Origin of the sequence: Pantoea sp. T14 (assembly GCF_036663535.1) — a bacterium.
Lineage (GTDB): Bacteria > Pseudomonadota > Gammaproteobacteria > Enterobacterales > Enterobacteriaceae > Pantoea > Pantoea phytostimulans.
The window spans coordinates 118,832-144,734 of record NZ_JAWUEB010000024.1 but is presented as its reverse complement, the minus strand read 5'-3'; the positions used below and the strand labels follow the sequence as shown (position 1 = coordinate 144,734).

Below are 25,903 nucleotides of genomic sequence, written 5' to 3'. Positions count from 1 at the left end.
TCAATTTTTGGAGTGGCAGGATGGTATTCGTTGAGCTGGCAATTGTCTTATTGGCGATCTGGTTAGGTGCACGCCTCGGCGGCATTGGTATTGGTTTCGCCGGCGGTTTAGGCGTACTGGTTCTGACGCTGTTCTGCGGCCTGAAGCCCGGCGTGATCCCCTTCGACGTGATTGAAATCATCATGGCGGTGATCGCCGCGATTGCTGCCATGCAGGTGGCAGGCGGCATGGATTATCTGGTCAGCCTGGCCGAACGCCTGCTGCGACGGCATCCACGCTACGTCACCTTTCTCGCCCCGCTGGTCACCTACGTGATGACCTTGCTGGCAGGAACCGGCCACACCGCTTTCTCAACGCTGCCGGTGATAGCCGAAGTTGCCAAAGAGCAAGGCGTGCGCCCTTCTCGTCCACTTTCCATCGCCGTGGTGGCTTCACAAATTGCGATTACTGCTTCACCTATTTCTGCTGCGGTGGTGTTTTTTGCCACACTGCTGGAACCGCGCGGCGTCAGCTATATTACCCTGCTGGCTATCGCCATTCCGGCAACCATGGTCGGGATTTTCCTTGCCGCGCTGGTGACCAATTTCCTTGGCAAAGAGTTAAAAGATGATGAGGTTTACCAAGCGCGATTAGCCAAAGGTGAAGTGGTGCTGCGCGGCGCGACGCATTTTGTGGCTAAACCCGGCGCGAAAAAGTCCGTTTGGCTGTTCTTAATCGCCATTGTTGCGGTGGTGCTGTATGCCACCGCAACCAGTGAAAGTGTCGGGCTAATCGCCAATCCGGTGCTGCCACGTAACGAAGCGATTGTGGTGTTTATGCTTACCATCGCGACCTTGATCTGTTTGACCTGCAAGATCGATACCGGGGAAATTCTCAGCGCCAGCACGTTTAAATCGGGCATGAGCGCCTGTATCTGCGTGATGGGTGTTGCCTGGTTGGGCGACACCTTTGTCAAAGCGCACCTTAGCGATATACAAACGCTGGCGGGCGATACGCTGCAAACTTACCCGTGGATGCTGGCTTTGGTGCTGTTCTTTGCCGCGACGCTACTTTATTCACAAGCGGCCACCACCAAAGCGCTGATGCCCGCCGCGCTGCTGCTGGGCGTCTCTCCACTGACCGCAATTGCTTCGTTTGCTGCTGTTTCTGCACTGTTTGTTTTGCCTACCTATCCTACTTTGCTGGCGGCGGTTGAAATGGATGACACCGGATCCACCCGCATTGGCAAGTTTGTCTTTAATCACTCGTTTATCATTCCTGGCGTGCTGGCGATTACGCTGTCGGTTTTGTTCGGCTTTGTCTTTGGTGGATTGGTGTTATAGCGCGGTTACAACCTGTAAACGTTGTTGCCCCTGGAGCGTGCTATCATCGGCGCTCTTTTACTCAGGAGCCGCGCGATGAATGCCGCCATTATCCTTTGCACCGCACCCGATCAAGCTTGTGCTCAACAGCTAGCCAAAGTGGCGTTAGAAGCGAAACTGGCTGCCTGCGTGACCTTGCTGCCTGGCGCAACCTCTTATTACGTCTGGCAAGGCAAGCTCGAACAGGCTAACGAGGTGCAGATGCTGTTGAAATGCGACAGCAATCATCAGCAAGCGTTAATGGATCTGCTTAAAGGTGCACATCCTTATGATGTGCCCGAACTGCTGGCGTTGCCGGTTCAACATGGAGACAGTGAATACTTGTCATGGCTGCACGCATCTCTCGCCTAATCACGCTATTTTTTGCGCTGTTTATCTGCCTGCAGGCGCAGGCGTCGCTTTTTTCTCCCAACAACAGCAGCCGCTTTGTGCCGGTCGATCAGGCGTTTACTTTTGATTTCAATCAGCAAGGTTCACAACTCCAGCTCAGCTGGAAGGTGAAATCGGGTTATTACCTTTATCGGCAGCAGATTCATGTCACACCGCAAAATGCGCAGATCGCTCCGCTCAATCTCCCGGCTGGTCAGCCGCATGAAGATGAGTTCTACGGCAAAAGTGAAATCTATCCGCAAGATTTGACGATCCCCGTGACGCTGCAACAGGCCGCGAAAGGGGCGACGATCAGCGTTACTTACCAAGGTTGTGCTGCAGCCGGTTTCTGTTATCCACCTGAAACACGCACCGTTCCTTTAAGTGCGGTTGCGGCTAACAGCACGCCGCCTGTCGCCCATGCGCAACCCGCACCCACCGATTCGCTGCCTTTCTCGCCGCTTTGGGCGCTGTTAATTGGCATTGGCGTCGCGTTTACGCCTTGCGTACTGCCGATGTACCCGCTGATTTCGGGCATTATTCTTGGCGGTCAGCGTAACTATTCGTTGGGTCGATTATTTGCTCTGGCGATGGTTTACGTACAGGGCATGGCGCTGACTTACACGCTGTTAGGCGTGATCGTGGCGGCGGCGGGATTACGTTTTCAGGCCGCGCTCCAGCATCCTTACGTATTAATCGGTTTATCCGCCCTGTTTATTATTCTGGCCTTGTCGATGTTTGGGCTGTTCTCCTTGCAGCTGCCCTCGACGCTACAAACACGCCTGACACTCTGGAGCAATCGCCAACAAAGCGGCTCGTTAATTGGCGTATTCCTGATGGGCGCACTGGCCGGATTGATCTGCTCGCCCTGTACCACCGCGCCGCTCAGCGCCATTCTTCTCTATATTGCTCAAAGCGGAAATCTCTGGGCCGGCGCAGGCACGTTGTGGCTCTATGCGCTAGGAATGGGGCTACCGCTGGTTGTTGTCACGATGTTTGGCAATAAGCTGCTGCCGAAAAGCGGGCCGTGGATGCAAATGGTCAAAGAAGGCTTTGGCTTTGTTATTCTCGCCTTGCCGGTGTTTTTGCTGGAGCGGATTTTAGGTGACATCTGGGGATTACGGCTTTGGAGTTTGCTTGGCGTGGCCTTCTTCGCGTGGGCGTTCAGCGCTAGCCTGCGCGCCCACAGCGGCAAATGGCGTGTGGTGCAAATCATCATGCTCGCCGCCGCGTTGATCAGTGCGCGCCCATTACAAGAGTGGGCCTTCGGTAACAGCGTGGCGCAACAAAGCGTGGCTCATCTGCCCTTCTCATCGATTGCGTCTGCCTCACAGCTCGACAACGCTTTACAGCAGGCGCAAGGGCGTATCACTATGGTCGACCTGTATGCCGATTGGTGTGTCGCCTGCAAAGAGTTCGAAAAATATACTTTTAGCGACCCCTTAGTTCGCGATCAGCTGAGTAAAGTGCAGTTACTTCAGGCCAACGTTACCGCCAATAGCGCCAGCGATAATGCGCTGTTAAAACGTCTTAATGTACTGGGCTTGCCCACCATTTTGTTCTTTGACGCTACAGGCACAGAAATTCCTGATTCGCGGGTCACCGGCTTCCTCAATGCCGCTGATTTCCGCGCACATTTGCAGAAACTGGGCCAGTAAACAAAACTGGATTCAGGACACCGCCCGCGCGTATCAGCGGGTTCGCATACCAGAGGAGAGTCACTTGCAACGTGAACAAATACTCGAGCATGCGTTGAATGTGCTTGAACAGAACGGCCTTGCCGCCACCACATCGCTGCAACAGTTGGCAGGCGAGAGTCAATTTCCGATTGAACAATTGCAGCGTTTTTGGCCCGACCGTGATGCCTTGCTGTACGATGCCCTGCGTTATCATGCTCAGCAAATTGATACCTGGCGCCGACAGATTTTGCTGGATGAGACGCTCAGCCATGAACAGAAGCTGATGGCGCGTTATCAGGTACTCAGCCAACAAGTCAGCATTGGACGCTTTCCTGGTTGCCTGTTTATTGCAGCTTGTAGCTTCTATCCACAACCCGATCAGCCGATACATCAGCTGGCAGAGCAGCAAAAGCGTGCTTCATGGCAATTTACCCACGACATTTTAGTTGCGCTAGCGTTGGATAATCCGTCCATGGTTGCCGATCAGATTGAACTGATACTTGAAGGTTGTCTGAGCAAACTGCTGGTGAAGCGGAATGTGCAGGATGTCACGACAGCGAAAAGCCTGGCCGAAGATGTTTTGGGTATCGCGTTGTGCCGCAAAAATGGCGCATTAGCCTGATATTTCACCGCCCTTGCCTGAAATTCAGGCAATCAGTCACGTTTCCCACGGTTTTTTCATGAAAGCCGTTGACGGGCCGAAGCCTTTACGGTTTAATGCGCCCCGTTGCCCGAATAGCTCAGTCGGTAGAGCAGGGGATTGAAAATCCCCGTGTCCCTGGTTCGATTCCGGGTTCGGGCACCATATTTAAAGAACCCGCCTCTGGCGGGTTTTTGCGTTTCTGCGGGCCGAACCCGTTCATCGAACCGTTCGATGATCTCGCCACATCCCTGTGGCTCGCCCTGCGGGTCATCGCGCAGGCGCGCTGAGCAAAAATGCTCCCGGCATTTTTGTCCGGGTTCGGGCACCCTATTTAAAGAACCCGCCTCTGGCGGGTTTTTGCGTTTTTGCGGTCGAACCTATTTTCGACCCTCCTTTACGTCAAAAATCTACCCATACCGCGCCGGCATCTGCTGATTTCACGCATTGCTCCACCCAGCGCACGCCCATCAAGCCAGCATGGACATCGGGATACCAAAAATCTTGCAGGAAAGCACTGTCGCCACGGTCGGTGGCATCAATGGCCTGCGCGAAACGATGATAGAGATTTGACCAGGCTTCAAATAACCCTTCAGGATGACCCCCACCAATGCGGTCGTCAGCAAGCGCACGCTCATTGAGATACCCCATCCCGCGCTCCATGATGCGCACCGGCTCGCCCTGAATCTCATAGCGCAGCTGGTTAGGTTGCTCATCCCACCACTCCAGGCTGGCTTTTGCGCCCACGACGCGGACTTTCTGGCCATGCATCGAACCGGCATTCACCGCTGAAGCCCACATGGTGCCCACCGCACCGTTATCGTATTCCATCATCACAAAGGCGTTATCTTCCAGCGGCGCACGCGTAGCAACAAAACTTTGCCGTGAACAGAGCAGCCGCTTCACCTGTAAGTTTGGCACCATGGTTTCGGCAATAAACAGCGGATGCGTCGCCAAATCGCCCAGCACGTAACTGGGCCCGACAAAACGCGGATCCACGCGCCATTTCGTGCTCTCACTCTGCAACTCAACCGCTTCATTGTGAAAACCGTGGGCAAATTGCATGTTGATGATACGGATCTCACCCAACAACCCGGCGGCGATCATCTCACGCGCCTGATGAATCAGTTGATGCCCGGCATAGCCGTAGGTAACGCCAATGATTTTGTTCTTCTCTGCACACAAGCGCTCCAGTTCATCCGCCTCGGCGGTAGTGAAACAGAGCGGCTTTTCACACACCACATGCAGCCCAGCGTTGATGGCAGCGCAGCAGATTGCAAAGTGCGTATTGTTTGGGGTAGCAATCGAGACCACTTCAATGCCATCTTCACGTGCTGCTTCCGCCGCGAACAGCGTTTCATAATCGGGATAGCAGCGCTCCGCCGCCACGCCGAGCGCAACCCCGAAATCTCGGCCACGCTGCGCATCAAGATCAAATGCGCCCGCTAACAGTGAAAAGTTACCATCACGCAACGCTGCCGAGCGGTGAATATAACCAATTTGGCTGGTTCCGCCGCCGCCTACCATGCCCCAGCGTAGTGAACGGCCAATCGCTTTTTTACCATTGATCATAGTGTTTCCCCTAAAATCCGACCGACTGGAGATAATGCAGACTGGCGGTCACATCACGCAGGCTGGTATCCGCATTACGCGGATCGCGCTCCTGCTCGATGGTGATCCAACCTTGATAGTTGCGCTCCGCCAGAAAGGCGCGCACCGCAGGATAATCAATCGCCCCTTTGCCAATCGGACACATCACGCCTTCGGCACAAGCGGTAAAGAAATCGAGTCCGCGCGCAATGGCATCACGCCACACCGCATCGTTAATATCCTTAAAATGCAGGTAATCGATACGCTCCCAATAGCGTTGCAGATAGGTAATGGGATCCATGCCGGAGTAGTAAAGATGCCCGGTATCGAGACACAAACCCGCTACCTCGTGAGGAATGTCGTTTACCAGCTGCGCCAGCTCATCCGCATATTCAATGCAGCCACCCGCATGCGGATGAATCACCGGCCTTACGCCATATTCGCGCCAGGCGATGTCACTCAACATGGTGATGTGCTGCATCATACGCTGCCACTCTTCGGTAGAAAGGCGCGGCGCTTTGTCAGATTGTCCGGCATATTTAGCGCGTTCAGGATTACCAAAGTCGATAATCACCAGATAAGGTGCCGGCGCATTCTTGCCATGGACTTTTTCTGCGGTGGGCACGTTGGAGAGATTGCGACAGATATTGTGCGTTAACTCCACTATTGCCGGGAAATGAGCTTCACTGACTAAATCGTCAAATATCGTTCCCGCGACCAACGACAACGAAAAGTTGTTCAACTGTTTAGTGAGTTCGGCGGGTTCAGCAGGCAGATAAGCCCACGGGCCCAGTTCAATACTCTTGTATCCAGCCAGAGCCGCTTCGCTCAGGACCTTCTGCCACGGCGGTAAAAAGGGATTTTTGGGATTATCCACGCCCCAACTACAAGGCGCATTGGCAATATGAATTGTCATGATATCTGTCCATGCTATGAGAGTTGCCGACAGTATCAAACGAAAATTTCATATCAGACAACAATGGAAGTTTCGTTTTTTGATAACGATCGCATTGTTTTATTTCATTTTTTGATAGCTTACTATCATTGATAAGATAACCGATTAAAACTAAAAGTTTTCTCGCGTCACCACGTCAAATGGCAATGTCACCTGGGAAAAATGCCCACTGTTTTCAGTCTGCGCATTCACACAGGTGTTAATGACCACTTTAGCCATCTCTTCAATACGATGCCTTAGCATCAGCGTAATTGTGCCATCAATCAGCGCCAGCTCATCATCCTGAATCGGGCCGTGACACAGCAGCGTAATCCCTTTCCGTTGGCTTTGTCGTAATGCCCGCACCACGCCTTCGATCCCCCCGCAGGGCGCATAGATCATCACCAAATCATCATGATCTTTTAGCAGTTGCTGAGCGGCCAAATATCCGCCCTCAATCGATTCGTGCGTTTTTAAGGGTTCAAGCACCCGCTGGGTGACGCCCGCTTCACGTAGGTAAGAACGAAAGCTGATTTCGCAACGCTCCTGACAGATGAATCGATGGTCGCCAAGCAACACGCCTACGCAGCCTGGCTTTTTCAGCAAATGCTGTGCCATCCACGCCGCCGTGCGGCCCGCTTTTTGGTTATCAAGGCCAATAAAACCCGCATGACCGCAGGGTGAAAAATCAGAAAACAGCGCGTAAACATGTACGCCCTTGCGCGATACATCCTGAATAGCGTGACGGATTAACGGATGATCCAGCGCAACGATACCGATGACATCAACGCGCTGTGCCAAATTGCGCAGCGACGTTGCTACCGCTTCCACTTCGTTGATGTCATGCCAGCAAAATTCAGCTTCGCTACCCGGCGGCTGGAAAGGTTCCGCCTGTTCACGTAACGCATCACTGAGCGGCTGATAAAAGGAGTATCTTGCCGACAGCAGAATAAAGCCCATGCGCAACGCAATGGCAGCGGCAGGCTGGTTCGGATGTAAAATGCGTGACTGCTCCAGCCGGTAGCCCAGCCGATTTGCCGCCGCTAACACTTTCTGTTCGGTTACGCCGCGTACCGGTGCTCGTCGGTTAAGCACGCGATCCACTGTGGCCACGCCAACTCCTGCTTCATGCGCAATCGCGGTCATGGTGACTTTCGACATCACTCTCTCCAGACATTTTATTCACTCTCATCAGCATTTTGATAAACGTCGGCGACGATCTTTCCGCCTGTCACGTTGTATCTCATTTATACCCTGACTTTATTATCCCATTACGGGCCAATTTCCTATCATAATTTTGATAGGAAACACCTCATAAAGTTGATCCTCTTCGCAAAATGAAACATTCATTTCTTTTTGGGTTCATTCCAGAACACGCATTTGCTAAAAAGAGATGAATCCATCGATGTGCGACAGCTAAAGGGTGAAAACGGTGTCGTACGTTCTGAAATGAAAGGCTGTTGAACGTATCGGCCTGCGAGTGACCCAACGCGAACACCTGTAAATGGAGATGTTATGTTCCCTTCAACGCTGCCTGTTCCACGTTTGCCCGATGCCAAACAGATTCCGGTGCTGCGCTGGGGCATTGTCGGCCCCGGCTGGATCGCCGATCACTTTGCCCATGCGCTGCGCAATCATACCGATCAGCAATTGGTTGCCGTTTCATCACGTAGCCGTGACAAAGCGCAGCGCTTTGCCGACAAATGGTCAATTGCCCACGCCTGCGGCGGCATTGATGAATTACTGGCGCGTAACGATGTTGATGCGATCTATATCGCTACGCCGCACAACCATCATTTCCCGGACGGCCTGCGGGTGATTGAAGCGGGCAAAAATGTATTGATTGAAAAGCCATTGGCGCTGAATGCCGGCCAGGCTAAGCAGCTGAAACAAGCGGCTGCGGCGCGTAACGTCTTGTGTATGGAAGCCATGTGGTGCGATTTCGCGCCTAAATATGATGTCATTCGCCAGTTGCTCGATGATGGTGCCCTCGGCGATGTTCATACCTTGATTGCCGATCATGGCGAATTTTTCACGCCGGATCACCGCATCTTTAACCAAGAGCTGGCAGGCGGCCCAATGCTGGATCTTGGCAGCTATCTGGTGGGCTTCAGCGTATTTGTCGGCGGCGCACCCACCAGCATCGTGGCAAAAGGTCAGGATGCTGGTGGCGGCGTCAATGGACAAACGTCAATGCTCTTTACCCACGCGCAAGGCATGCATTCGGTATTGCATACCACGCTGTTCAGCAATACGCCCGGCACTGCCGTCATTGCGGGTCGCGGTGCCAGCATTGTCATGGATGGCCAGTTTTATGCCCCAGGCCATTTCCGCCTCACGTCCAGTGACGGCAGTCGTACGCTGCATTGGGAAGAACCGAATAACCGTTATGACCAGCTGTGCCATGAAATTAACCATTTTGCCTGGTGCATTGGTCAAAACCGGATTGATTCACCGCGCCACTCTCTCGACACCGCGATTCTCACCTTGAGCGCGATGGACGAAGTCAGAAAGCAGATCGGCATTGTTTTTAACGAAGAGTTGCTTTAACGAAGAACTGCAACCTTAAACGCCCCCGGAGTAGACAGATGAAAATCGCTTTTGATGTGGATGTGATTAGAGATATGGGCATCACCCGCATGGTTAATCAGGTAGCCGATTGGGGATATAAATACATCGAACAGTCGCCGCATCCGCAGATTAACCCGTTTTATAAGCATCCCAAAGCCAGCCGCGAAATCATGACGGAGTACAAGAACGCCTTGCGCTCGACCGGCCTTGAAATCTCCTCTTTTATTGTGGTGTATCGCTGGTCTGGTCCAGATGAACTGCGTCGTCAAGCGGCGGTGAAAAACTGGAAACGCATGATCGAGATCGCAGTCGAAATGGGCGTTCAGGTAATCAACACCGAATTATCAGGGACGCCAAACGAACCGGAAATCTGTGAAGAGATGTTCTATCGCTCAATGGAAGAGTTGCTGCCGATTATCGAACGTGAAGGCATCCGCGTCGAAATCCAGTCACATCCGTGGGATTTTTGCGAAGAGAACAACGAAACCTCCGATATCGTGAAGTCTTTTCGCAGTGAGAACGTCAAATACGTTTACAGCGTGCCGCACACCTTCTTCTACGACAAAGGCAAAGGCGACGTGAAAAGCATGCTGCAATATGCCGGAGACGATCTTTCGCACGTACTCATCGCCGATACAATGAACCACACCAAACATTGCCGCTACATTGTTAACCCGCCTGGTGTGGATGCCACCATTCACCAACACGTGGGCGTGGGCGAAGGTGAAGTCGACTTCCCGACGCTGTTCCAGACGCTGCGCGATATGGACTTTGCTAACCGCAGCTACAAAGTGGGCGGCGAATCGATCATCGCCTCTTCGCTGTTTGGTTATCCGGAAAAAATGAAAGTGCAGGCAGTTGAAACGCGCGAGCTGATTGAGCGCGAACTGCTGGGTTAAAATAGAGAGATAAACACTAAAAAGGCAGCTCATCCGCTGCCTTTTTGCGTTCAGCAATGCGCCTGACATTGCCAACCAGCCCGCACCGGTAATCCACCCCGCAAAGTCGGTAACTCTTTAGCCTGAACAGGCAACACCCCGCAGGCGGGTATAGAGCCTGCTTTTGCAACGGCTGAAAAAGGGAATCCCCTTTTGTTCCTATGTCGAAGGCAGCGTCGACTTTATGCTTTATCCCAGCCATACATCCATCGTTCACCGCCAGCAGGGTTAAACCGGCTTTTAGCCACCTGCTACACTCGAAAGAAAACTCAATCACAACAAGGCGAACCTTTACCATGTCGGAAAATACGTATCAGCCCGCGAAAGTCTGGACCTGGGATCCCGAAGCCAAAGGCAACGGCGCAAAAACTAACCGCCCTTTCGCTGGCCCTACGCACGAAAAAAGTCTGCCGGTTGGCAAACATCCGCTTCAGCTCTATTCACTGGGCACACCAAACGGCCAGAAAGTCACTATTCTGCTGGAAGAACTGCTGGCGCTGAACGTCAATGACGCTGAATATGACGCGTGGTTGATTCGCATTGGCGAAGGCGATCAGTTCTCCAGCGGCTTTGTTGATGTTAACCCTAACTCAAAAATTCCCGCGCTCAGCGATCACTCGGCAACGCCACCGATCCGTGTGTTTGAATCGGGCAATATCCTGCTCTATTTGGCAGAAAAATTTGGTCACTTCCTGCCGAAAGATATCGCTAAGCGCACTGAAACGCTGAACTGGTTGTTCTGGCTACAAGGTTCTGCGCCCTATCTTGGCGGCGGCTTGGGTCACTTTTACCATTACGCGCCAGAAAAAATTGAATACGCCATCAACCGCTTCACGTTAGAAGCCAAGCGTCAGCTTGACGTGTTGGATCGCCAGCTTGCCGAGAACCGCTATCTTGCCGGTGACGATTACACTATCGCCGACATCGCCACCTGGCCTTGGTACGGCAATCTTGTGCTTAACGATCTGTACGGTGCTGCTGAATATTTGGATCTTCAATCCTATAAAAACGTGCAGCGTTGGGCGAAAGAGATTGCGCAACGTCCTGCGGTGATTCGTGGCCGCAAAGTGAACCGCGTGATGGGTGAACCTGCCGATCAGCTGCATGAGCGTCATGATGCTGCCGATTTTGATACCAATACCGAAGATAAAAAAGCTTAAGGAGAATTCTGTTGAGCGCTTACGTTGTATTTATTCGTGATGAAACCCTGAATGACGCCGAAATGGCAACCTACGCCGAGAAAGCGGGCAAAGCTCGCGGCGATCATCCCATTAATGCCCTCGCCTTTTACGGCGCGCTGGAAACGCTGGAAGGCCCGGAAGCAGAAGGCGTGGTGGTACTGGAGTTTCCCAGTGTGGAAGCGGCTCACGCATGGTATGACAGCCCGGAATATCAGGCGGCTAAAGAGCATCGCCTGAAAGGTGCCCACTATCGTGTGGTGCTGGTTCAGGGCGTAGAAAAATAAAAAAGGACGCCGCAGCGTCCTTGTCATCAGGCGGCAGCGATGCCGCCTTTTTTATTTCAGTGCGATACGCGCCACGCTGTCAGGGCCTTTGGTGCTGTGGTCCTTGTTAAACTCTTGCTTCACAGTAACGTAAAGCGTCTGTCCATCCGGCGACACGAATAGGCTGTTTGGATGGCTGTCGAATGACCAGCTGTTTTTCACCGCGTAAGTGGTGGCATCCAGTTGCAGCACTTTCTTCGATTCACGCTGGCTGATATAGATCTCATTGCGCTTAGCGTTGAATTTAATGCCCAACGAATCACCCAGATCCAGGCGCTTGATCACTTTGCCGCTGCGCTCATCAAACACCAGTGTGTTCTTCGCTTTAGAGTTGTCCGTCACGAACAGACGGCCGGTAGCCGGATCTTCTGCCATGTTCAGGAACAGATACTCTTTGCCATCGCCTGCGGTCAGACGTTTTTCAATTTTGTGGCTGCGCGGATTGATCACCAGGATTTCGCCGCCGCCGTTCGCTGCGTAAATACGATCAGTAACGGATGAGTAGATGATACCAGTGACCCATTTGCCGGCATTTTTGATGCGGGTTTTCAGCTTCATGGTTTTGGCATCAACCACCCAAATCACACCCGGATCGCCTACCCCGCCGATATAGAGCTGGCCTTCGTGCCAGAAGATTTCACGCGCGCCAAACGGGAAGCCCTTGTCGTTTCTCTCGCTGAACATCAGACGCTTCAGCACTTTGCCGTTTTCTGGATCGATTTTAGAGATGCCACCATCCAGCGAGTTGGTCGCGTACAATGCGCTGCCGTCTGGATCGATCAACATGCCGAAGTTTTTCAGATCGGTATGCGCTTCGCCGGTGGTTTTCAGCGTGGTTGCATCCAGACGATAAATCATGCCGCCGCTGACATCTTTGAAGCCCTGCGCGCTGGCAACGTAAAGCGCGTTTTTCGCTGGCAGATAGGCCATTTCATACAAACCATCGCCCAGCTCGCGCTGTGTCAGGTTGGTATCGGCTGGTGCTTGTGCGGCTGCTACTACCGGTTCTTCGGCTTTTTTCGCAGGCGTCTGGCAAGCAGTCAGGCTAAAAGTCGCGGCAACGGCCAGCGCGAGCGCGGCTTTATGCGAGCTGAACAAAGATTTCATTCTTAACTCCATCAATGGACGAACGGCTCCCGTCAGGCCGCAGCGCGGCGGGAAATATAAAAAGAATGAGAATCATACGCATTAGTAAAAAATATGTAAACGCAACGCGTTAGCCTTACGTGCCTGATCTACCCGGCTTTTCCACAGCGGAACAGCAAAATCACGCACTTGCAAATCCGCATGCACAGTAGTCCGCGAGAGTGCGCAGCAAGGGTCAATATCACGGATGCAGATAAGCAGAAAAATATCGGCGAGGGCTAAAAGGTGAGGAATGATGCGTGGGATAGACACAGCGGGTCACAGGTTATTATGACCCTGTCCAGTGCGTTGCTTAACGTCGCTTACCGCGATCAACAGAGGCTGACCAACTGAAATCGTTGACTTCACTGGCTGCCATTGAAGAGGGTTTCTTTCTGCGGGCCGGTTTTTTGGCGGTGCGTTCGGCTTTCTCTTTTTCGCGTGCCAACTTAGCGGTCATCACCACTTCGCGTGCTTCTGCGCTGAGCTCTTTCTCTTTTTTGCTGTCCGGCTCTTTGCCTGACTTAGTGCGATATTTTTGCATCAGCGCCTGCAATGCTTCGTCAACTTCAACACGTTCCGCTGTGTTGAACTGATCGATAGAAATCATTTTCTTGTCGTTCATAAGATCCACTCCGTTATGATGCGTGCTCCCAGTGTAGAGGAAAGCGCCACTATTAACGGCTTAATTCGTCGCAGAACACTAAAAAGCTGCAAGCTATGATTACCAACAATTCACTACGTAGAACGTGAGGCGATCGCACCATTGCGCCAGCACGTCATTTAACAGGATGATTCTGCGACTCCTGCTGTTGTACCTGAAGATCCGCTGCTAGCCTGAGCTGCATAAAATCCACAAATGCATGAATACGCGCCGGAAGCTGGCGCTGCGCCTGCCAGACAGCAAAAATATCGCCATCGGGCGCGTGCCATTCAGGTAGCACATGCAGCAAGTCACCGCGATGGATGCTGTGTTGCGCATCCCACCATGAACGCAGCAAAATCCCGTGACCATCCAGCGCCATGCGCATCGCCACTTCGCCATCATTGGTGATCAAGCTTCCGCGTACTTTTTGATTCAGGCTCTGTTCACCCGAGACAAAACGCCACAAGGCAAAATCACTCTCATACTGACGCAGCAAGATGCAGTTGTGTTGGGCGAGTTCGCTAATCGATTGCGGTAAACCCTGTTTTTGGGCGTAAGCGGGTGAGCAGCACAACACGCGCGGATTGGTATGCAGTTTACGCGCCACCAGCCGCGAATCGGGCGGTTCGCCGACGCGAATATCCACATCCACCTGCGCATCCAAAAAGTTAAGCGGCTGGCTACTCAGTTGCAGCGACAGTGACAGCTGCGGATGCAAGGCAGCAAATGCCGAGACGCAAGGTGCAACGTAGCGACGTCCAAAGCCGAAAGAGGCGTTGATGTTGAGCGTGCCGCGTAACTGTTCGGTTTCGCCGCTTACCGCTTCTTCCAGCGCCATGAGTTGATCTAACAGCGGACGCGCACCGTCGAAATAACGCCTGCCTTCCACTGTCAGCTCCAGCCGCCGCGTGGTGCGACGCAATAACTGCACGCCTAGCCGTTGTTCAAGCAGGCTAAGACGTTTGCTGACTGCCGCCAGCGATAAACCCAATTCGCGTGCCGCTGCCGTCAAACTGCCCAAACTGGCAATACGAATAAAAAAGGCTAAATCGTCGGTCGATGTACGGGATTCTCTACTTTGATTCAACATTGGCTTAATTTTCAGGCTAATTATTTCCTCAAGATGCACAGTTATACTGTGGCTATAACTCAAACAGCAAATCCAAAGGTACCCTATGTCAGACAAAATCCATCGTATTGCGGTTATTCCCGGAGACGGCATCGGTAAAGAGGTGATGCCAGAAGGCATTCGCGTTATGAACGTGGCGGCAGAGAAATTTAATATTCCGCTGCGCTGGGAGTGGTTTGACTACGCCAGCGCCGAGTATTGGCAGCAGCACGGAAAAATGTTGCCGGATGACTGGTTTCCGCATCTCAAAACCTTTGATGCCATCTACTTTGGCGCAGTGGGTTGGCCGGACGTTGTTCCCGATCACGTGTCGTTGTGGGGTTCGCTGTTGCAGTTCCGCCGGGAATTTGATCAATACGTTAACCTGCGTCCTGTGCGCCTGATGCCCGGAGTGAAAGCGCCGTTGGCGAATCGCGAACCGGGTGATATCGACTTTTATGTAGTACGTGAAAATACCGAAGGCGAATATTCCAGCGTAGGCGGCACCATGTTCCCTGGTACCGATCGCGAAGTGGTGATTCAGGAAACGGTGATGACGCGGGTCGGCGTCGATCGCATTCTGAAATTTGCTTACGAACTGGCACAGCGTCGTCCGAAGAAGCATCTCACTTCCGCCACCAAATCGAACGGTATTGCGATCACCATGCCCTATTGGGACAGCCGCGTTGAAGCGATGAGCGAGCATTACCCTGAAGTCAACGTCGACAAGTATCACATCGATATTTTGACCGCTAACTTTGTGCTGCATCCTGACTGGTTTGATGTGGTGGTTGCCAGTAACCTGTTTGGCGACATCCTGTCAGATCTTGGTCCCGCCTGCACCGGCACCATTGGCATTGCGCCTTCCGCCAATATCAACCCTGAAGGCAAATTTCCCAGCCTGTTCGAGCCGGTTCATGGTTCTGCCCCTGACATTGCCGGCAAAGGCGTTGCCAACCCGATTGGACAGATTTGGTGTGGCGCAATGATGCTGGAACACCTTGGCTATAAAGAGGCGGGCGACGCCGTGCTCAACGCGATTGAGCGTACGCTGGCTGCGGGGAAAAACCTGACACGCGACCTTGGTGGCAGCGCCAGCACCGAAGAACTGGGTGCTGCTATCGCCGCCGCGCTCTAAGCTGCTCTGTCACGGTTATTCCGTTAACACCCGCACGCTATCGGAATGCCAGCCTGGCGGTAACGGTGAAGGCCGTTCAATCGCCAGGTTATGCAACTGAAGATTCTCTACACCACGCGCATACAGTCCCGGTAAACCGCCGGGATAACGCTCTACGCCAAATGCTTCACCGGTCTCTGGGTTGAGCTTGTAGGCGTTATCCAGTCCCATGCCTGTCGGTGAATCGGGGTTACAGGGTGGACGCACGTCATAATAGCCTTGCTCAACCTGCGCCACGGTTTGCCTTAACTGAACCTGGGTAATCAACACATCACGGATCCAACCCGGCTGCGCGGCGTGCAGATTGATCGCGCCTTCAGCGACGCCGCTGACGTTAGCAAATTGCAGTTGCTCAACGATCCCGGGTTGAATCAGGGGATCGCGCGAGCGCACCGAAACAAACAGCGGATCTGCTTTGCCCCAGTGACACGGCGGTGCGTAATGGCAAGCAAAAGTGATATTGCTGAACAGCAGACGTCGCATCGCGCCGCCGTCACGCGACAAAATACCAATGCCGCGATTCGAGTCAAAAATAGTGCAGCCGGTCACGGTGACATCTTCAATATCATCCCAGGTTTCGGTGCCAATTTTGAAAGCGCAACTGTAGGAACGCAGCAAACAGTTCGTGATCATGATTTGCCGCGCGGGACGACGCAGCGATGCCGGTTTGTGGGAAGTTTTAATGCAGATTGCGTCATCGGCTGCGCTTAAATAACTGTTGCTGACGAAGACGGCTTCACAGCTGTCGATATCCAGCGCATCAGTATTTGGCATGGTCATGCTGTTATCGATGGTTAAGTGATCAATATGTACGTGGCGGCAGCTGACTAAATGCACGGTCCACATCGGTGCCTGTACAATGCTGAACGCCTCGAGCGTGACCTGCTCACAGGCTTCAAACACGATAATGCGCGGACGATCGGCTAAGGGCAGACGATAGCCCTGATCGTCGCGTTCCGCAGCAAACCAGGCTTCGCCATCACCATCAATGCAGCCTTTGCCACTGATAGTGATGTTGCGGCGGTTCAGCGCGTAGAGCAACACGTTATGTGACTTCTCAGCGCTGCTTTGTGCTTGAATGCCTTGATAATCTGCAACGTCGCGGCTGGCGATTAACACCGCGCCCGCCTCTAAATGCAGCTCGAAATTTGAGGGTAAGGTTAGCGTGCCGCTGCGATAGCGACCTGGTGGAATCGTCAGGCATCCACCGCCAGCGGCCATAACGTGATCGATAGCGCGTTGCAGCACTGCGGTGTCGAGGGTTTCACCATCAGCGGCGGGATGAAAATCTGCCAAAGAAAGGGGCATCGTGCGTCTCCCGAAAGGTTAAAGAAGAGGAATTGCAACACGCTTCGGCGCAGCGCACCTTTGTCTGGTCGCCACCGCACCGATTTGGGTGACTTAATGGCTGTTTTGTGCGATGTCTCGCAAATTACTTCACCGCGCCCTCGGTCACGCCACTGATAAATTTGCGCTGGAAGATCAGGAATACCGCCACCAACGGCAAAATTACAATCATCGCGCCCGCCATCAGCACGGGAATATCGATGGTGTTTTTGTTCTGAAAGAACATCATGCCGATCGGCAGCGTACGCAACTCATCTTTGTTGACCAGAATCAGCGGGATGAGGAACTCATTCCACGTCCAGATAAACAGCAGCAGCGCCAGCGTCGACAACGTCGGCCAAATGGCTGGCACCAGAATGCCCCACAGAATTTTCACTCGCGATGCACCATCCATAACCGCTGCTTCAACCAGCTCCTTCGGTACCTGCTGAAAGGCGCTGGCAATCATCAACGTGGTAAAGGGCAGCGACAGCGCGATTTGCGGCAGGATCAGCGCCAGATAGGTATTGGTTAGTCCCATCCAACGCAGCTCATGATAGAGCGGAATAATAAAGGCTTCACTCGGCAGCACCATGCCCAACGCCAGCATTGCAGCGATCAGTTTTTTGCCGGGGATTTTTAGCCAGGCAAAACCAAATCCAGCCAAAATGCCCAGCAGAATGCTGCACAGCACGACCGGGATCACCACCAGCACCGAGTTAAAAAAGTAGACGTTAAAATGGCCTTGCTGCCAGGCGGTGACATAATTTTTGAAGTTGATGGAAGCGGGCAGCGTGAACACGCCCTGAAACAGTTCCATCTGCGTTTTGAATGAGGTCATTAATGCCATGATAAAAGGCAGAATGGTCATCAGCGCCACAATCCAGATCAGCGTGCGGGAGATTACCGGTGTGCTGCGCATCAGTAACGCTCCTTTAAAGCCAGATGAATAAGGTAGTTAATGATCAACACAATCATCATGCTAAACACGGCCACCGATGAGGCGTAACCGAAATAGTGCAGATCGAAACCCTGCTTATACATAAAGATATTGGTGACCATGGTTGACGTTCCCGGCCCGCCTTGCGTCATCACATAAACCAGATCGAAGGCTTTTAGGCTGGCGATCACGGTCAACAGCAGTGCAATACGCAGCTCAGGACGTAAGCCTGGCAAGGTGATGCGCATGAATTTTTGCCGACGGGATGATCCATCTAAATCGGCCGCTTCCAACAATGAGGGATCCATACGCTGCAAGCCCGCCATAAACAGCACCAGACAAAAACCAAAGAAATACCAGGTAGCGACCATGCCAACGGCGGGCAGTGCCCAGGTAAAATCACCCAACCACGAGAGGGCTAATTGTGGCAAGCCTATGGCGCGTAACACCTGATCGATGGGGCCAAAAGCCGGATTGTAGAGCCAGCGCCACACCACGCCCAACACCGCCATCGGCATGATATAAGGCAGGAAAAACAGGATACGCAGCACGCTGCGCTCTTTGTTATTGCGGGTGTCGTAGAGAAAGCTGCACAGCAACAAGCCAATGCTGATGGGCAGCAGCGTGTAAAACAGCATTAATACCGCATTGTTGCCCAACGCCACCCAAAATATCGGATCGCTGAACATGCGCATATAGTTGCTGATACCGGTAAAAATCGGCAGCGACGTGCCATCCCATTCGGTAAAACTCACACCCAACGACGCCAGCAGCGGTAATAACAAAAACACCGCATAAACCAGCACCGCCGGCAGAAAATAGAGAAAATTACGCCAACCGCTTTGATTCAACATAACCGTACTCGTGGTCAGAACAACGATCTGGCCCGACGCAGAGCCGGGCCGCTCAGCTTACTTTTTCAGAGTTTGCAGGTAACGCTGATAGTTGTTATCGAAATTGTTCACCATCTGATCGGCAGTTTGACGCCCGCCCAGCAGCAGTTGCACATTCTGATTCAACTCGGCGTTCATGGTTGGCGTAGCCCAGTCCACGTAATGCCCTAAACCATCATGGGCGTTAAGCGTTAACCAAACCTGATAAGCTTCAGCCAACAGCGCATTATCCGCTGGCATTTTGGCCTCTTTGTTGGTGCTGGCGGGCAGGAAGCCTACGCTTAACCAGCGGTTTGCCATGGTGTCTGAAACCATGTAATCGATGAATTTCGCGGCCGCATCTTGCTGCTCTTTGCTTTTAGCCGTGCTGGTAACAGAGAAAGCTAAATCGGTGCCGCCCACCATTAAGGCATGCTGCACGCCCTCGCCCGCTGGCATGGCAGCAAAATGAATATCTTTGTTGTCTTTAAACTGGCCGAGATACCAGGTCCCGCTGATCAGAAAAGCTGACTGTCCATTTTGGAACAGCGTAGCGGCATCATCATGACCAATGCCTTGAAAACCCGGGAAAATATAGCCTTTCTCATTCCAGCTTTTCATCATATTGGCGGCTTTGACCAGCTTGTCATCTTTAAAGGTGCCGCCCACGTCGTAGATAAGATCATCCAGTTTTTTACGATCGCTGCTTTCAATTTGCGCCTGCCAAATCGTGCTGAGCAGCTGCTGACCCATGTTGCCATCCAGCAAGCCCAGCATCATCGGTGGAACGCCCTGCTCTTTAAGCTTCGCCATCGCGCTTTCCAGCTCAGGCAACGTTTTTGGCACTGCAATGCCCGCTTTATCCAGCAGCGCTTTGTTGTAATAGAGGCCGACCATTTCACCGAGGCTCGCCACGCCATACAGTTTGCCGCTGCCGAAGTCGCCGCTGTCGGACCAACGGTTACGTTTGAGAATGGAATCGGGGAAGCGCGTGGTCCAGCCGTCGCTGCTGGCATAGCTGTCGAGTGGCACCAGCAGTTTATCTTTCACCAGCGAACCCATATCGCCACCGCCTTGATTGACCTGCGCGATCTGCGGGCCGTCACCGGCCGTTAATGCCAGCTTGAGCGGGATGCGCGTATCTTCAAACGAGTGAACCGAGCGATTGATCACAATGCCAGGATTCTGCTGCGAAAACGCTTTAATGCCCTGATCCACCGCTTCGGTCTGCTGCGGATAGTTGTAGATATCCCATTCATTCAGGGTGACGGCGGGTGCAGCATATGAAACGCTGCTCACCAGCAGGCCCGCCGCTATCAGGCGCGACAGCGCACGCACATTACGGATTCGGAACGAACGAACTGAGGAACTAGACATAATGCTCGGTTTCTCCATCACAGAACGGGCATCCCTTCATTTCACCGTCTGCCAATCCCGCAGACTGAAGCCGCACAGAAATTGCACTCCCACATACTTACTTTAATAAAAAAATAAAGTCAAACAGACGATACGGAGATACGTTGAGTTGTGAACTTGCGCAAATAAACACCATCACGTCGCCCTTACACGTCGTGTGTACTGGTTAACGGCAACACAACCGATGAAAAACCAACCATCCGCGTCAATTATCAGCATCTTATCTCGTACTTATCACATCAAAATAACCCCATGATAAAACATATGAAAATCCTATCACGCTCACATTTCCGATGTTTAATCACGCCTTAAATGCGCCACAGACGGCGCAGCATGGGCGTGTTAGCGATCACAGATGTACTCGCCGTTGCGCTATAAACATTGCTTCCGGCCCCACTCCTGTGCGACAAGGTAATTATTCCATCTTGAAAACTAAGTCAGCTTTCATTAACGTAAAAACTGTTCATCTCCTGACCAACGAGAAACGATGATGGCGAATCAACCTGTTATTCGTCCGGCAACCCCAGCGGACTTCCCGGCGCTTTACCGCATCTGCCTGCAAACAGCGAATGCGGGAACCGATGCCAGCGCGCTTTATGCCGATCCTGAATACCCTGGCCAGCGCTTTGCAGTGCCTTATGCACGCTTCGCGCCTGACTTTGCTTTTGTATTAGAGAGTGAAAGTGAAGTGATGGGCTATGTGGTGGCTGCGCCAGACACACGCGCTTTTGAAGCGCAGTTAGCGGCTGAATGGTGGCCGGTCTTGCAGCAAAAATACCAGCATCGCCAGCCGGTTGCGGCATTCGACAGCAAAATACTCGACAGCATTAACCATCCCGACGCAGCTGCCGAACAACTGGTAAAACACTGGCCCGCGCATCTGCATATCAACCTGTTACCGCCGGTGCAAAAAGGCGGCTGGGGACGCAAATTAATCGAGCATGAACTGGCGGCGCTGCGCGCTGCGGGCGTCAACGGCGTGCATCTTGGCGTGAGCCTGCAAAATGAGCAGGTTTGCGCTTTCTATCAGCGCCTGGGGTTCAGTCACATCGTGCGCAACAACGCCATTTATATGGGCCAGTTACTCTGAGTGAGGTAGTTCATGACCAGCCTGCGCTTGCAGAATGTTAAAAAGTCGTATGAGCACGTTAACGTCATTCATGGCATCGATCTCACGATCAACAGCGGCGAATTTGTGGTCTTTGTCGGCCCTTCAGGCTGTGGTAAATCTACCTTGCTCCGTATGATCGCCGGGTTAGAAGAGATCAGCAGCGGGCAGTTATTGATTGAAGAAAAAGAGATGACGCACCAGCCTGCAACCGAACGCGGAATTGCGATGGTGTTCCAGTCTTACGCGCTCTACCCGAATATGACAGTGCGCGGTAACCTGGCCTATCCGCTTGAGGTGATGAAAAAGCCGAAAGCGGAGATCGCCAAAGCGATTGAACAGACGGCGGCGCGTCTGCATCTGACCGAATTACTTGATCGTCTGCCGCGCGCCTTATCGGGCGGGCAGCGGCAGCGTGTGGCTATTGGGCGCGCCATCATTCGTCATCCACGCATCTTCCTGTTTGATGAGCCGCTCTCCAATCTGGATGCTGAGCTACGTTTGCAAATGCGTATTGAAATTGCGCGTCTGCATACCTCGCTGGGCAACACCATGATTTACGTGACGCACGATCAGCTGGAAGCGATGACGCTGGCGGATCGCATCGTAGTGCTGCGTCAGGGACGCATTGAGCAAGTCGGCGCACCGCTGACGCTGTACAAAGATCCCGACAACCTGTTTGTCGCCGGGTTTATTGGCTCGCCAAGAATGAATTTTCTGGCGGCTGAAATCAGTGCGGTAGGTGATGGTGAAGTGCAGTTACGCGTGCCGGAGCTGAATATCAGCGATTTGGTGCTAAAGATTACGGCGCCGTGTCGTGAAGGGCAGCAGCTCAAGCTGGGTATTCGTCCCGAACACTTTCAGCCCGTTGAACAAACCGCACCAGCATTGCAGTTTGAAAGCGAGTTGTCCTTTAGCGAGCTGCTCGGCCACACCAACTATCTCTATCTCGATATTGGTCGCGAGCAGATGTTAGTGGTGGAAGAGCGAGAAACGCATCAGCGTGAACTGGGTGCACGGGTGCGGCTGGGCATTTCAGCAGCGCATTGCCTGCTGTTTGATGAACAAGGCCAGCGTCTGCGTTAAACCGCAGCTTGAAAACATGACGTAAAAAAGGGCGCCGGGGCGCCCTTTTACCTTCTGAGATTCAGGTGACGGGCTCTTCATCGGCCTCGGCAGCCAGCAGATCAAGCAGCTTATTGATGGCGAAGCCTGCCGCACCCAACGCCCACATGCGATTTGATTCGGTAAGGAACTGCAATGGCGTCATCTGCGGCGTCAACTTTAAGCGATAGGCCTGAAAACTTTGGGTGATGTGATCAAGCAGAATACGTGATGCCATGTGCGGCTCCATCGCCAGATAAACCACGTCAGGATCGTAAGCCACAGAGAGGTTTGCCAGCGAAATACCCAGTTCGCGCCCCGCTTCTTCCAGCGCCGCTAAAACATCAGGCGTAGGCCGTAGATCTAATGCCTGTAACGTCAGCGCCTCGTCCTGCTCGTCGCGGGCCACACGCTGCAAAATGGCTTTAGAAGAGGCAACCTCCTCCAGCAGACGCATCGAGCCATCCCCAAGCAGTGCATTACCAATCTCACCCGCTTTGCCGTGGCGTCCGCGATAAAGCTGACGATTCAAGACAATCCCCGCACCAATCCCTTTGCCATAAGTCGCGATAATCGCGGATTGTGCCGTGCCCAGCTGACCAAACACCAGCGCCGCCATCGCCATCGCGTTGGCGTCGTTTTCAATGAAAACCGGCAGAGAAAAACGCTCTTCTAAAAGCCGTGCGATGGGAACGTTATCCCAGTCCAACACTTTGGAGCGAATACAGTAGCCGTTTTCGGCATCCACCAGCCCCGATAACGCCAGGCCAATGGCACCAACGCGTTTCCCTTCTACACTGCGCAGGAATTTTGCCAGCGCATCACCGAGTTGGCGTGGCGTCATAGCACCCGACGGCATTTGCTGTTCACCCAGCAGATTGCCGTTGAGGTCGGTCGTAACGATCAGGTTGCGTTCGGCGTTGAGCTGAATGCCAATCACGCTGGCGCGATCGGGATTAAGACCCAGCAGAGTTTTAGGGCGGCCCATGGAGACGCGGCGTAAACCCAGCTCCTGCACCACTTCCTGAGCCAGTAAGCGATTAGTGGCTTGTGATACCGTTGACATGCTGAGTCCGCTGCGCACTTTCAGATCGGATTGACTAATAGGAGCATTTTCAACAATCAGACGCAGGATGCGTGCGGTAACGTTCGGCGCGGTCATAAATCCCTTATGTTATCGATTAACGCGTTGAGCCAGGCTTATAGCACCCGCTAGCGCATCGCATTGCGGGGCCACCAACAGCGCCTGAATGTCTTCAGCAAGCCAGGTTTGAATCGGATCGGCGAGTCCGCCCATCAGCGCTAAGCGCCCGGCGCTCAAGGTGGTTAGGCGGCGCACCATCAAGCCGATATCGTCAGCGGTCTGTTGCAATAATGAACGCGCATGCGCATCACCCGCGTTAGCCGCTGCGAAGACAGGCGGCACAACGCGAGCCCAGTCAGCGGGAACAGCATTACGCGTCCACAGCAGCATGGTTTCCGGGCTGCGATCAAACTGCGCCATCAGGCTGTCGGTAAAATCGGTTTTTGGAATAATGTCTTCGTGGGCCAGCAGCGCCAGTCGCAACGCACGGCGTCCTAACTCGGCACCAGAGCCTTGATCGGAAAGCGCAAATCCCCAGCCGCCAAGCAGTGTGAAGTGTTCACCATCCCAGGCGGCGCCCTGGCTGCCGGTGCCGATGATAAATACCGCACCCGGCTCTCCCGCGTGTGCACCCGCACAGGCAATTTCTACATCACTTACTACCTGCAACGCGGCACACGGCGGTTGCCAACTCGCTAGCCGTGCTTTAACCGACGCGACATTCGCACCCGCCAGGCCTGCGACAACAGTGGTTTGTGTCAGCGCCTGCGAAGGTAATCCAGCTTGAGCAATAACCTGGGCAATAAGCTGTTCGGCGCTTTTCAACGCCGCATCATAATCTGACCAAACGTTGGCGGGGCCGCCAATGGCTTCTGCTAACACCGTGCCGTTCGAGGTGAGTCGTGCACGGCATCGTGTACCGCCGCCATCAATGCCAAGGAGATAGTGTGATTGCACGCGCTTCCTCCCGCCTCCACCGTTTTTAGGGTTGTTTCATTAATGACCGAACGATAGGGGAAAAAAACTTAAATCGCAATAACAAATAAATATGGCAAAGAAAAAATACAGATTAATCATTATAAAACAATCTATTATCAAAAATCACTCTTGTACCGCTCGCAGCAAGTTATTGACATTAGTTTTTCTATCGTAATAAGTTGATGGTCAGATTATCAGCAGCTGCGGTGATTCAGCGGCGAGCTTCCACTCTTCAATGTTCAAGAATTTTCCGTCAGGGGTTTAACATGAAAGTAGGCATTATCGGTCTTGGCTTTCGCTTGTCCCATGTAGTGAAAGAGTTCAATAAAGCCGATTCATCATTTTCGGTTGTCGGCTACTGCGATCCAGCCCCCGCCGGGCTACCCAATCTGCACAGTTTTGGCATCGATCCTGGTAAAGCATTTGATTCTATTGAAGCGCTATTGCAGCACGGCGGTTTTGATCTGCTGTTAGTGGGTTCGCCCAATTTCCTCCACCTTGAGCATGTCGGCAAAGCGCTGGCTGCCGGTTTTACCGTGTTTACCGAAAAGCCTGTGGTAATCAATGAAGAACAGACCATGGCGATGGCGAAGCTGGTTAATCAGTATGGCGAGAATAAAATTTTGGTCGGTTTGGTGCTGCGCTATTCGCCGCTGTATCACGATTTGCTGGCGGCGCGCGATGACCGTCGATTAGGTGAAATTACCTCCATTGAAGCGACCGAGCATATCAAGCCTTATCACGGTGCGTTTTTCCAGCGCGACTGGCGTCGTCTGGAGAAATACGCCGGCCCGTATATCCTGGAAAAGTGCTGTCACGATATCGATCTCTACCAAGGCCTCATGGGTGAACGCCCGGTACGCGTAGCCAGCTTTGGTGGACGCAAATCGTTTACGCCGCAACACGCCCCACAAGGTGCGGTGACTGCAGATTCAGAGGTTTATCACGTGAAACCCAGCGGTTGGTCCAGCACCGATGCCGTGTTTGATAGCGATGCCGATATCGTCGATTACCAAACGGCGATCATTGAGTATGCCAGCGGCGCAACGCTGGCTTTTCACGCCAACCTCAACGTACCGGACGAGTTTCGTCGGTTCTGTGTAATGGGAACGGATGGCATGGCGGAAGGCGACTTTGTACGTAACTATTTCCGCGTGCACAATGCCCGAACCGGCGAAAAGGAAGTGGATACCGCTTACAGCGGCAATGCCTACGACGGACACTACGGTGCCGACGCCTTAATGGCTGAAGAGATTGTGAAACACATTAAACAGGGAACGCCACTGAAAGTTTCGGTGGTGGACGCGCTGGAAGCGGGACTCACCGCCATTAAAATCGATGAGGCTCGCAAAACCCGCAGCGTAGTGGATATGACAACAAGCTGGAATACTTTTGACGCCAACCTGGGAAAATAGGCGGCATGTTTTGCCTCC

The 25,903-nt window shown here is 53.0% G+C and carries 24 protein-coding genes and 1 tRNA gene; 13 read left to right on the top strand and 12 right to left on the bottom strand.

Features of this window, described 5'->3' with window-relative positions; translation table 11 throughout:
- The first annotated feature begins 20 nt into the window (after window positions 1-20).
- The 5 genes from SC127_RS11845 to SC127_RS11825 all read left to right on the top strand — a co-directional run bounded on the left by SC127_RS11845 (window position 21) and on the right by SC127_RS11825 (window position 4,214).
- The gene (locus SC127_RS11845) at window positions 21-1,322 is read left to right on the top strand and encodes an anaerobic C4-dicarboxylate transporter (RefSeq protein WP_215847838.1); all 1,302 of its coding nucleotides are present in this window, start codon (window positions 21-23) and stop codon (window positions 1,320-1,322) included.
- 75 nt (window positions 1,323-1,397) lie between these two features.
- Window positions 1,398-1,712 (top strand): divalent cation tolerance protein CutA, encoded by a 315-nt coding sequence (gene cutA, locus SC127_RS11840; RefSeq protein WP_332626588.1) that lies wholly within the window; start codon window positions 1,398-1,400, stop codon window positions 1,710-1,712.
- Window positions 1,688-3,388 (top strand): protein-disulfide reductase DsbD, encoded by a 1,701-nt coding sequence (locus SC127_RS11835; protein ID WP_332626586.1) that lies wholly within the window; start codon window positions 1,688-1,690, stop codon window positions 3,386-3,388. Before cutA ends, SC127_RS11835 begins: the two co-directional genes overlap by 25 nt.
- Before the next feature lie 64 nt (window positions 3,389-3,452).
- Complete coding sequence (dicD, locus tag SC127_RS11830; RefSeq protein ID WP_215847841.1) at window positions 3,453-4,031, top strand: division control transcriptional repressor DicD; 579 nt, start codon at window positions 3,453-3,455, stop codon at window positions 4,029-4,031.
- Window positions 4,032-4,138: 107 nt separating this feature from the next.
- Window positions 4,139-4,214, top strand: a tRNA-Phe gene (locus SC127_RS11825).
- A 237-nt stretch (window positions 4,215-4,451) separates the two neighbouring features.
- On the opposite strand, the gene SC127_RS11820 is transcribed toward SC127_RS11825, so the two are convergent.
- From SC127_RS11820 to SC127_RS11810, 3 genes are all read right to left on the bottom strand, one after another.
- Window positions 4,452-5,621: a Gfo/Idh/MocA family protein gene (locus SC127_RS11820; protein WP_332626584.1), complete on the bottom strand. Its 1,170-nt coding sequence runs from the start codon at window positions 5,619-5,621 to the stop codon at window positions 4,452-4,454.
- A gap of 10 nt (window positions 5,622-5,631) precedes the next feature.
- On the bottom strand, window positions 5,632-6,555 hold the full coding sequence (locus SC127_RS11815) for a TIM barrel protein (protein ID WP_243078747.1): 924 nt from the start codon (window positions 6,553-6,555) through the stop codon (window positions 5,632-5,634).
- Between the two features lie 150 nt (window positions 6,556-6,705).
- Complete coding sequence (locus SC127_RS11810; protein WP_332626583.1) at window positions 6,706-7,734, bottom strand: LacI family DNA-binding transcriptional regulator; 1,029 nt, start codon at window positions 7,732-7,734, stop codon at window positions 6,706-6,708.
- 354 nt (window positions 7,735-8,088) lie between these two features.
- Between SC127_RS11810 and SC127_RS11805 the strand changes: the two genes are divergently transcribed.
- The 4 genes from SC127_RS11805 (at window position 8,089) to SC127_RS11790 (ending at window position 11,547) form a co-directional block, all read left to right on the top strand.
- Window positions 8,089-9,123 carry a Gfo/Idh/MocA family protein gene (locus tag SC127_RS11805; protein ID WP_243078749.1) on the top strand — a complete coding sequence of 345 codons (1,035 nt, stop codon included), beginning with the start codon at window positions 8,089-8,091 and terminating at the stop codon, window positions 9,121-9,123.
- 38 nt (window positions 9,124-9,161) lie between these two features.
- Window positions 9,162-10,043, top strand: a complete 882-nt coding sequence (locus SC127_RS11800; protein WP_215847844.1) for a sugar phosphate isomerase/epimerase family protein — start codon at window positions 9,162-9,164, stop codon at window positions 10,041-10,043.
- A 335-nt stretch (window positions 10,044-10,378) separates the two neighbouring features.
- Window positions 10,379-11,242 (top strand): glutathione-dependent disulfide-bond oxidoreductase, encoded by an 864-nt coding sequence (yghU, locus tag SC127_RS11795; RefSeq protein ID WP_332626582.1) that lies wholly within the window; start codon window positions 10,379-10,381, stop codon window positions 11,240-11,242.
- An 11-nt stretch (window positions 11,243-11,253) separates the two neighbouring features.
- Window positions 11,254-11,547, top strand: a complete 294-nt coding sequence (locus SC127_RS11790) for a DUF1330 domain-containing protein (RefSeq protein ID WP_215847845.1) — start codon at window positions 11,254-11,256, stop codon at window positions 11,545-11,547.
- 51 nt (window positions 11,548-11,598) lie between these two features.
- Here SC127_RS11790 and SC127_RS11785 read toward each other — a convergent pair whose 3' ends face one another.
- The 3 genes from SC127_RS11785 to SC127_RS11775 all read right to left on the bottom strand — a co-directional run bounded on the left by SC127_RS11785 (window position 11,599) and on the right by SC127_RS11775 (window position 14,447).
- Complete coding sequence (locus SC127_RS11785) at window positions 11,599-12,693, bottom strand: YncE family protein (RefSeq protein WP_332626581.1); 1,095 nt, start codon at window positions 12,691-12,693, stop codon at window positions 11,599-11,601.
- Between the two features lie 331 nt (window positions 12,694-13,024).
- On the bottom strand, window positions 13,025-13,336 hold the full coding sequence (locus SC127_RS11780; protein WP_332626580.1) for a hypothetical protein: 312 nt from the start codon (window positions 13,334-13,336) through the stop codon (window positions 13,025-13,027).
- Between the two features lie 154 nt (window positions 13,337-13,490).
- Window positions 13,491-14,447, bottom strand: a complete 957-nt coding sequence (locus SC127_RS11775) for a LysR family transcriptional regulator (RefSeq protein ID WP_332626578.1) — start codon at window positions 14,445-14,447, stop codon at window positions 13,491-13,493.
- An 85-nt stretch (window positions 14,448-14,532) separates the two neighbouring features.
- On the opposite strand from SC127_RS11775, the gene SC127_RS11770 reads away from it, so the two are divergent.
- Entirely contained in the window at window positions 14,533-15,603 is a 1,071-nt protein-coding gene (locus SC127_RS11770; protein WP_243078754.1) for a tartrate dehydrogenase, read from the top strand.
- 15 nt (window positions 15,604-15,618) lie between these two features.
- Here the strand turns inward: SC127_RS11770 and SC127_RS11765 are convergent, their stop codons facing one another.
- The 4 genes from SC127_RS11765 to SC127_RS11750 all read right to left on the bottom strand — a co-directional run bounded on the left by SC127_RS11765 (window position 15,619) and on the right by SC127_RS11750 (window position 20,157).
- The gene (locus SC127_RS11765; protein WP_332626574.1) at window positions 15,619-16,950 is read right to left on the bottom strand and encodes a glycoside hydrolase family 28 protein; all 1,332 of its coding nucleotides are present in this window, start codon (window positions 16,948-16,950) and stop codon (window positions 15,619-15,621) included.
- A gap of 124 nt (window positions 16,951-17,074) precedes the next feature.
- Window positions 17,075-17,890, bottom strand: a complete 816-nt coding sequence (locus SC127_RS11760) for a carbohydrate ABC transporter permease (RefSeq protein ID WP_332626572.1) — start codon at window positions 17,888-17,890, stop codon at window positions 17,075-17,077.
- Window positions 17,890-18,762, bottom strand: coding sequence for a carbohydrate ABC transporter permease (locus tag SC127_RS11755; RefSeq protein ID WP_215847848.1), 873 nt, complete (start codon window positions 18,760-18,762; stop codon window positions 17,890-17,892). The genes SC127_RS11760 and SC127_RS11755 overlap by 1 nt, the downstream gene beginning before the upstream one ends.
- Before the next feature lie 57 nt (window positions 18,763-18,819).
- Window positions 18,820-20,157, bottom strand: coding sequence for an ABC transporter substrate-binding protein (locus SC127_RS11750; RefSeq protein ID WP_332626569.1), 1,338 nt, complete (start codon window positions 20,155-20,157; stop codon window positions 18,820-18,822).
- A 529-nt stretch (window positions 20,158-20,686) separates the two neighbouring features.
- Here SC127_RS11750 and SC127_RS11745 point away from each other — a divergent pair.
- Together SC127_RS11745 and SC127_RS11740 are read left to right on the top strand one after the other, a co-directional pair.
- On the top strand, window positions 20,687-21,286 hold the full coding sequence (locus tag SC127_RS11745; protein ID WP_332626770.1) for a GNAT family N-acetyltransferase: 600 nt from the start codon (window positions 20,687-20,689) through the stop codon (window positions 21,284-21,286).
- Window positions 21,287-21,298: 12 nt separating this feature from the next.
- Window positions 21,299-22,390, top strand: a complete 1,092-nt coding sequence (locus SC127_RS11740) for an ABC transporter ATP-binding protein (RefSeq protein ID WP_332626567.1) — start codon at window positions 21,299-21,301, stop codon at window positions 22,388-22,390.
- A 61-nt stretch (window positions 22,391-22,451) separates the two neighbouring features.
- Here SC127_RS11740 and SC127_RS11735 read toward each other — a convergent pair whose 3' ends face one another.
- Together SC127_RS11735 and SC127_RS11730 are read right to left on the bottom strand one after the other, a co-directional pair.
- Window positions 22,452-23,570 carry an ROK family transcriptional regulator gene (locus SC127_RS11735; protein WP_215847851.1) on the bottom strand — a complete coding sequence of 373 codons (1,119 nt, stop codon included), beginning with the start codon at window positions 23,568-23,570 and terminating at the stop codon, window positions 22,452-22,454.
- A 12-nt stretch (window positions 23,571-23,582) separates the two neighbouring features.
- Window positions 23,583-24,449, bottom strand: coding sequence for a BadF/BadG/BcrA/BcrD ATPase family protein (locus tag SC127_RS11730; RefSeq protein ID WP_332626564.1), 867 nt, complete (start codon window positions 24,447-24,449; stop codon window positions 23,583-23,585).
- A 287-nt stretch (window positions 24,450-24,736) separates the two neighbouring features.
- Between SC127_RS11730 and SC127_RS11725 the strand changes: the two genes are divergently transcribed.
- Window positions 24,737-25,885, top strand: a complete 1,149-nt coding sequence (locus SC127_RS11725) for a Gfo/Idh/MocA family protein (protein ID WP_215847853.1) — start codon at window positions 24,737-24,739, stop codon at window positions 25,883-25,885.
- The last annotated feature ends 18 nt before the right edge of the window (window positions 25,886-25,903 follow it).

Excerpts from the sequence above, each read along its gene's own strand:
- SC127_RS11845 (WP_215847838.1), top strand. The coding sequence starts at position 21 with ATGGTATTCGTTGAGCTGGCAATTGTCTTATTGGCGATCTGGTTAGGT.
- cutA (WP_332626588.1), top strand. The coding sequence starts at position 1,398 with ATGAATGCCGCCATTATCCTTTGCACCGCACCCGATCAAGCTTGTGCT.
- SC127_RS11835 (WP_332626586.1), top strand. The coding sequence starts at position 1,688 with ATGGCTGCACGCATCTCTCGCCTAATCACGCTATTTTTTGCGCTGTTT.
- SC127_RS11820 (WP_332626584.1), bottom strand. The coding sequence starts at position 5,621 with ATGATCAATGGTAAAAAAGCGATTGGCCGTTCACTACGCTGGGGCATG.
- SC127_RS11815 (WP_243078747.1), bottom strand. The coding sequence starts at position 6,555 with ATGACAATTCATATTGCCAATGCGCCTTGTAGTTGGGGCGTGGATAAT.
- SC127_RS11810 (WP_332626583.1), bottom strand. The coding sequence starts at position 7,734 with ATGTCGAAAGTCACCATGACCGCGATTGCGCATGAAGCAGGAGTTGGC.
- SC127_RS11805 (WP_243078749.1), top strand. The coding sequence starts at position 8,089 with ATGTTCCCTTCAACGCTGCCTGTTCCACGTTTGCCCGATGCCAAACAG.
- SC127_RS11800 (WP_215847844.1), top strand. The coding sequence starts at position 9,162 with ATGAAAATCGCTTTTGATGTGGATGTGATTAGAGATATGGGCATCACC.
- yghU (WP_332626582.1), top strand. The coding sequence starts at position 10,379 with ATGTCGGAAAATACGTATCAGCCCGCGAAAGTCTGGACCTGGGATCCC.
- SC127_RS11785 (WP_332626581.1), bottom strand. The coding sequence starts at position 12,693 with ATGAAATCTTTGTTCAGCTCGCATAAAGCCGCGCTCGCGCTGGCCGTT.
- SC127_RS11780 (WP_332626580.1), bottom strand. The coding sequence starts at position 13,336 with ATGAACGACAAGAAAATGATTTCTATCGATCAGTTCAACACAGCGGAA.
- SC127_RS11775 (WP_332626578.1), bottom strand. The coding sequence starts at position 14,447 with ATGTTGAATCAAAGTAGAGAATCCCGTACATCGACCGACGATTTAGCC.
- SC127_RS11770 (WP_243078754.1), top strand. The coding sequence starts at position 14,533 with ATGTCAGACAAAATCCATCGTATTGCGGTTATTCCCGGAGACGGCATC.
- SC127_RS11765 (WP_332626574.1), bottom strand. The coding sequence starts at position 16,950 with ATGCCCCTTTCTTTGGCAGATTTTCATCCCGCCGCTGATGGTGAAACC.
- SC127_RS11760 (WP_332626572.1), bottom strand. The coding sequence starts at position 17,890 with ATGCGCAGCACACCGGTAATCTCCCGCACGCTGATCTGGATTGTGGCG.
- SC127_RS11755 (WP_215847848.1), bottom strand. The coding sequence starts at position 18,762 with ATGTTGAATCAAAGCGGTTGGCGTAATTTTCTCTATTTTCTGCCGGCG.
- SC127_RS11750 (WP_332626569.1), bottom strand. The coding sequence starts at position 20,157 with ATGTCTAGTTCCTCAGTTCGTTCGTTCCGAATCCGTAATGTGCGTGCG.
- SC127_RS11745 (WP_332626770.1), top strand. The coding sequence starts at position 20,687 with ATGGCGAATCAACCTGTTATTCGTCCGGCAACCCCAGCGGACTTCCCG.
- SC127_RS11740 (WP_332626567.1), top strand. The coding sequence starts at position 21,299 with ATGACCAGCCTGCGCTTGCAGAATGTTAAAAAGTCGTATGAGCACGTT.
- SC127_RS11735 (WP_215847851.1), bottom strand. The coding sequence starts at position 23,570 with ATGACCGCGCCGAACGTTACCGCACGCATCCTGCGTCTGATTGTTGAA.
- SC127_RS11725 (WP_215847853.1), top strand. The coding sequence starts at position 24,737 with ATGAAAGTAGGCATTATCGGTCTTGGCTTTCGCTTGTCCCATGTAGTG.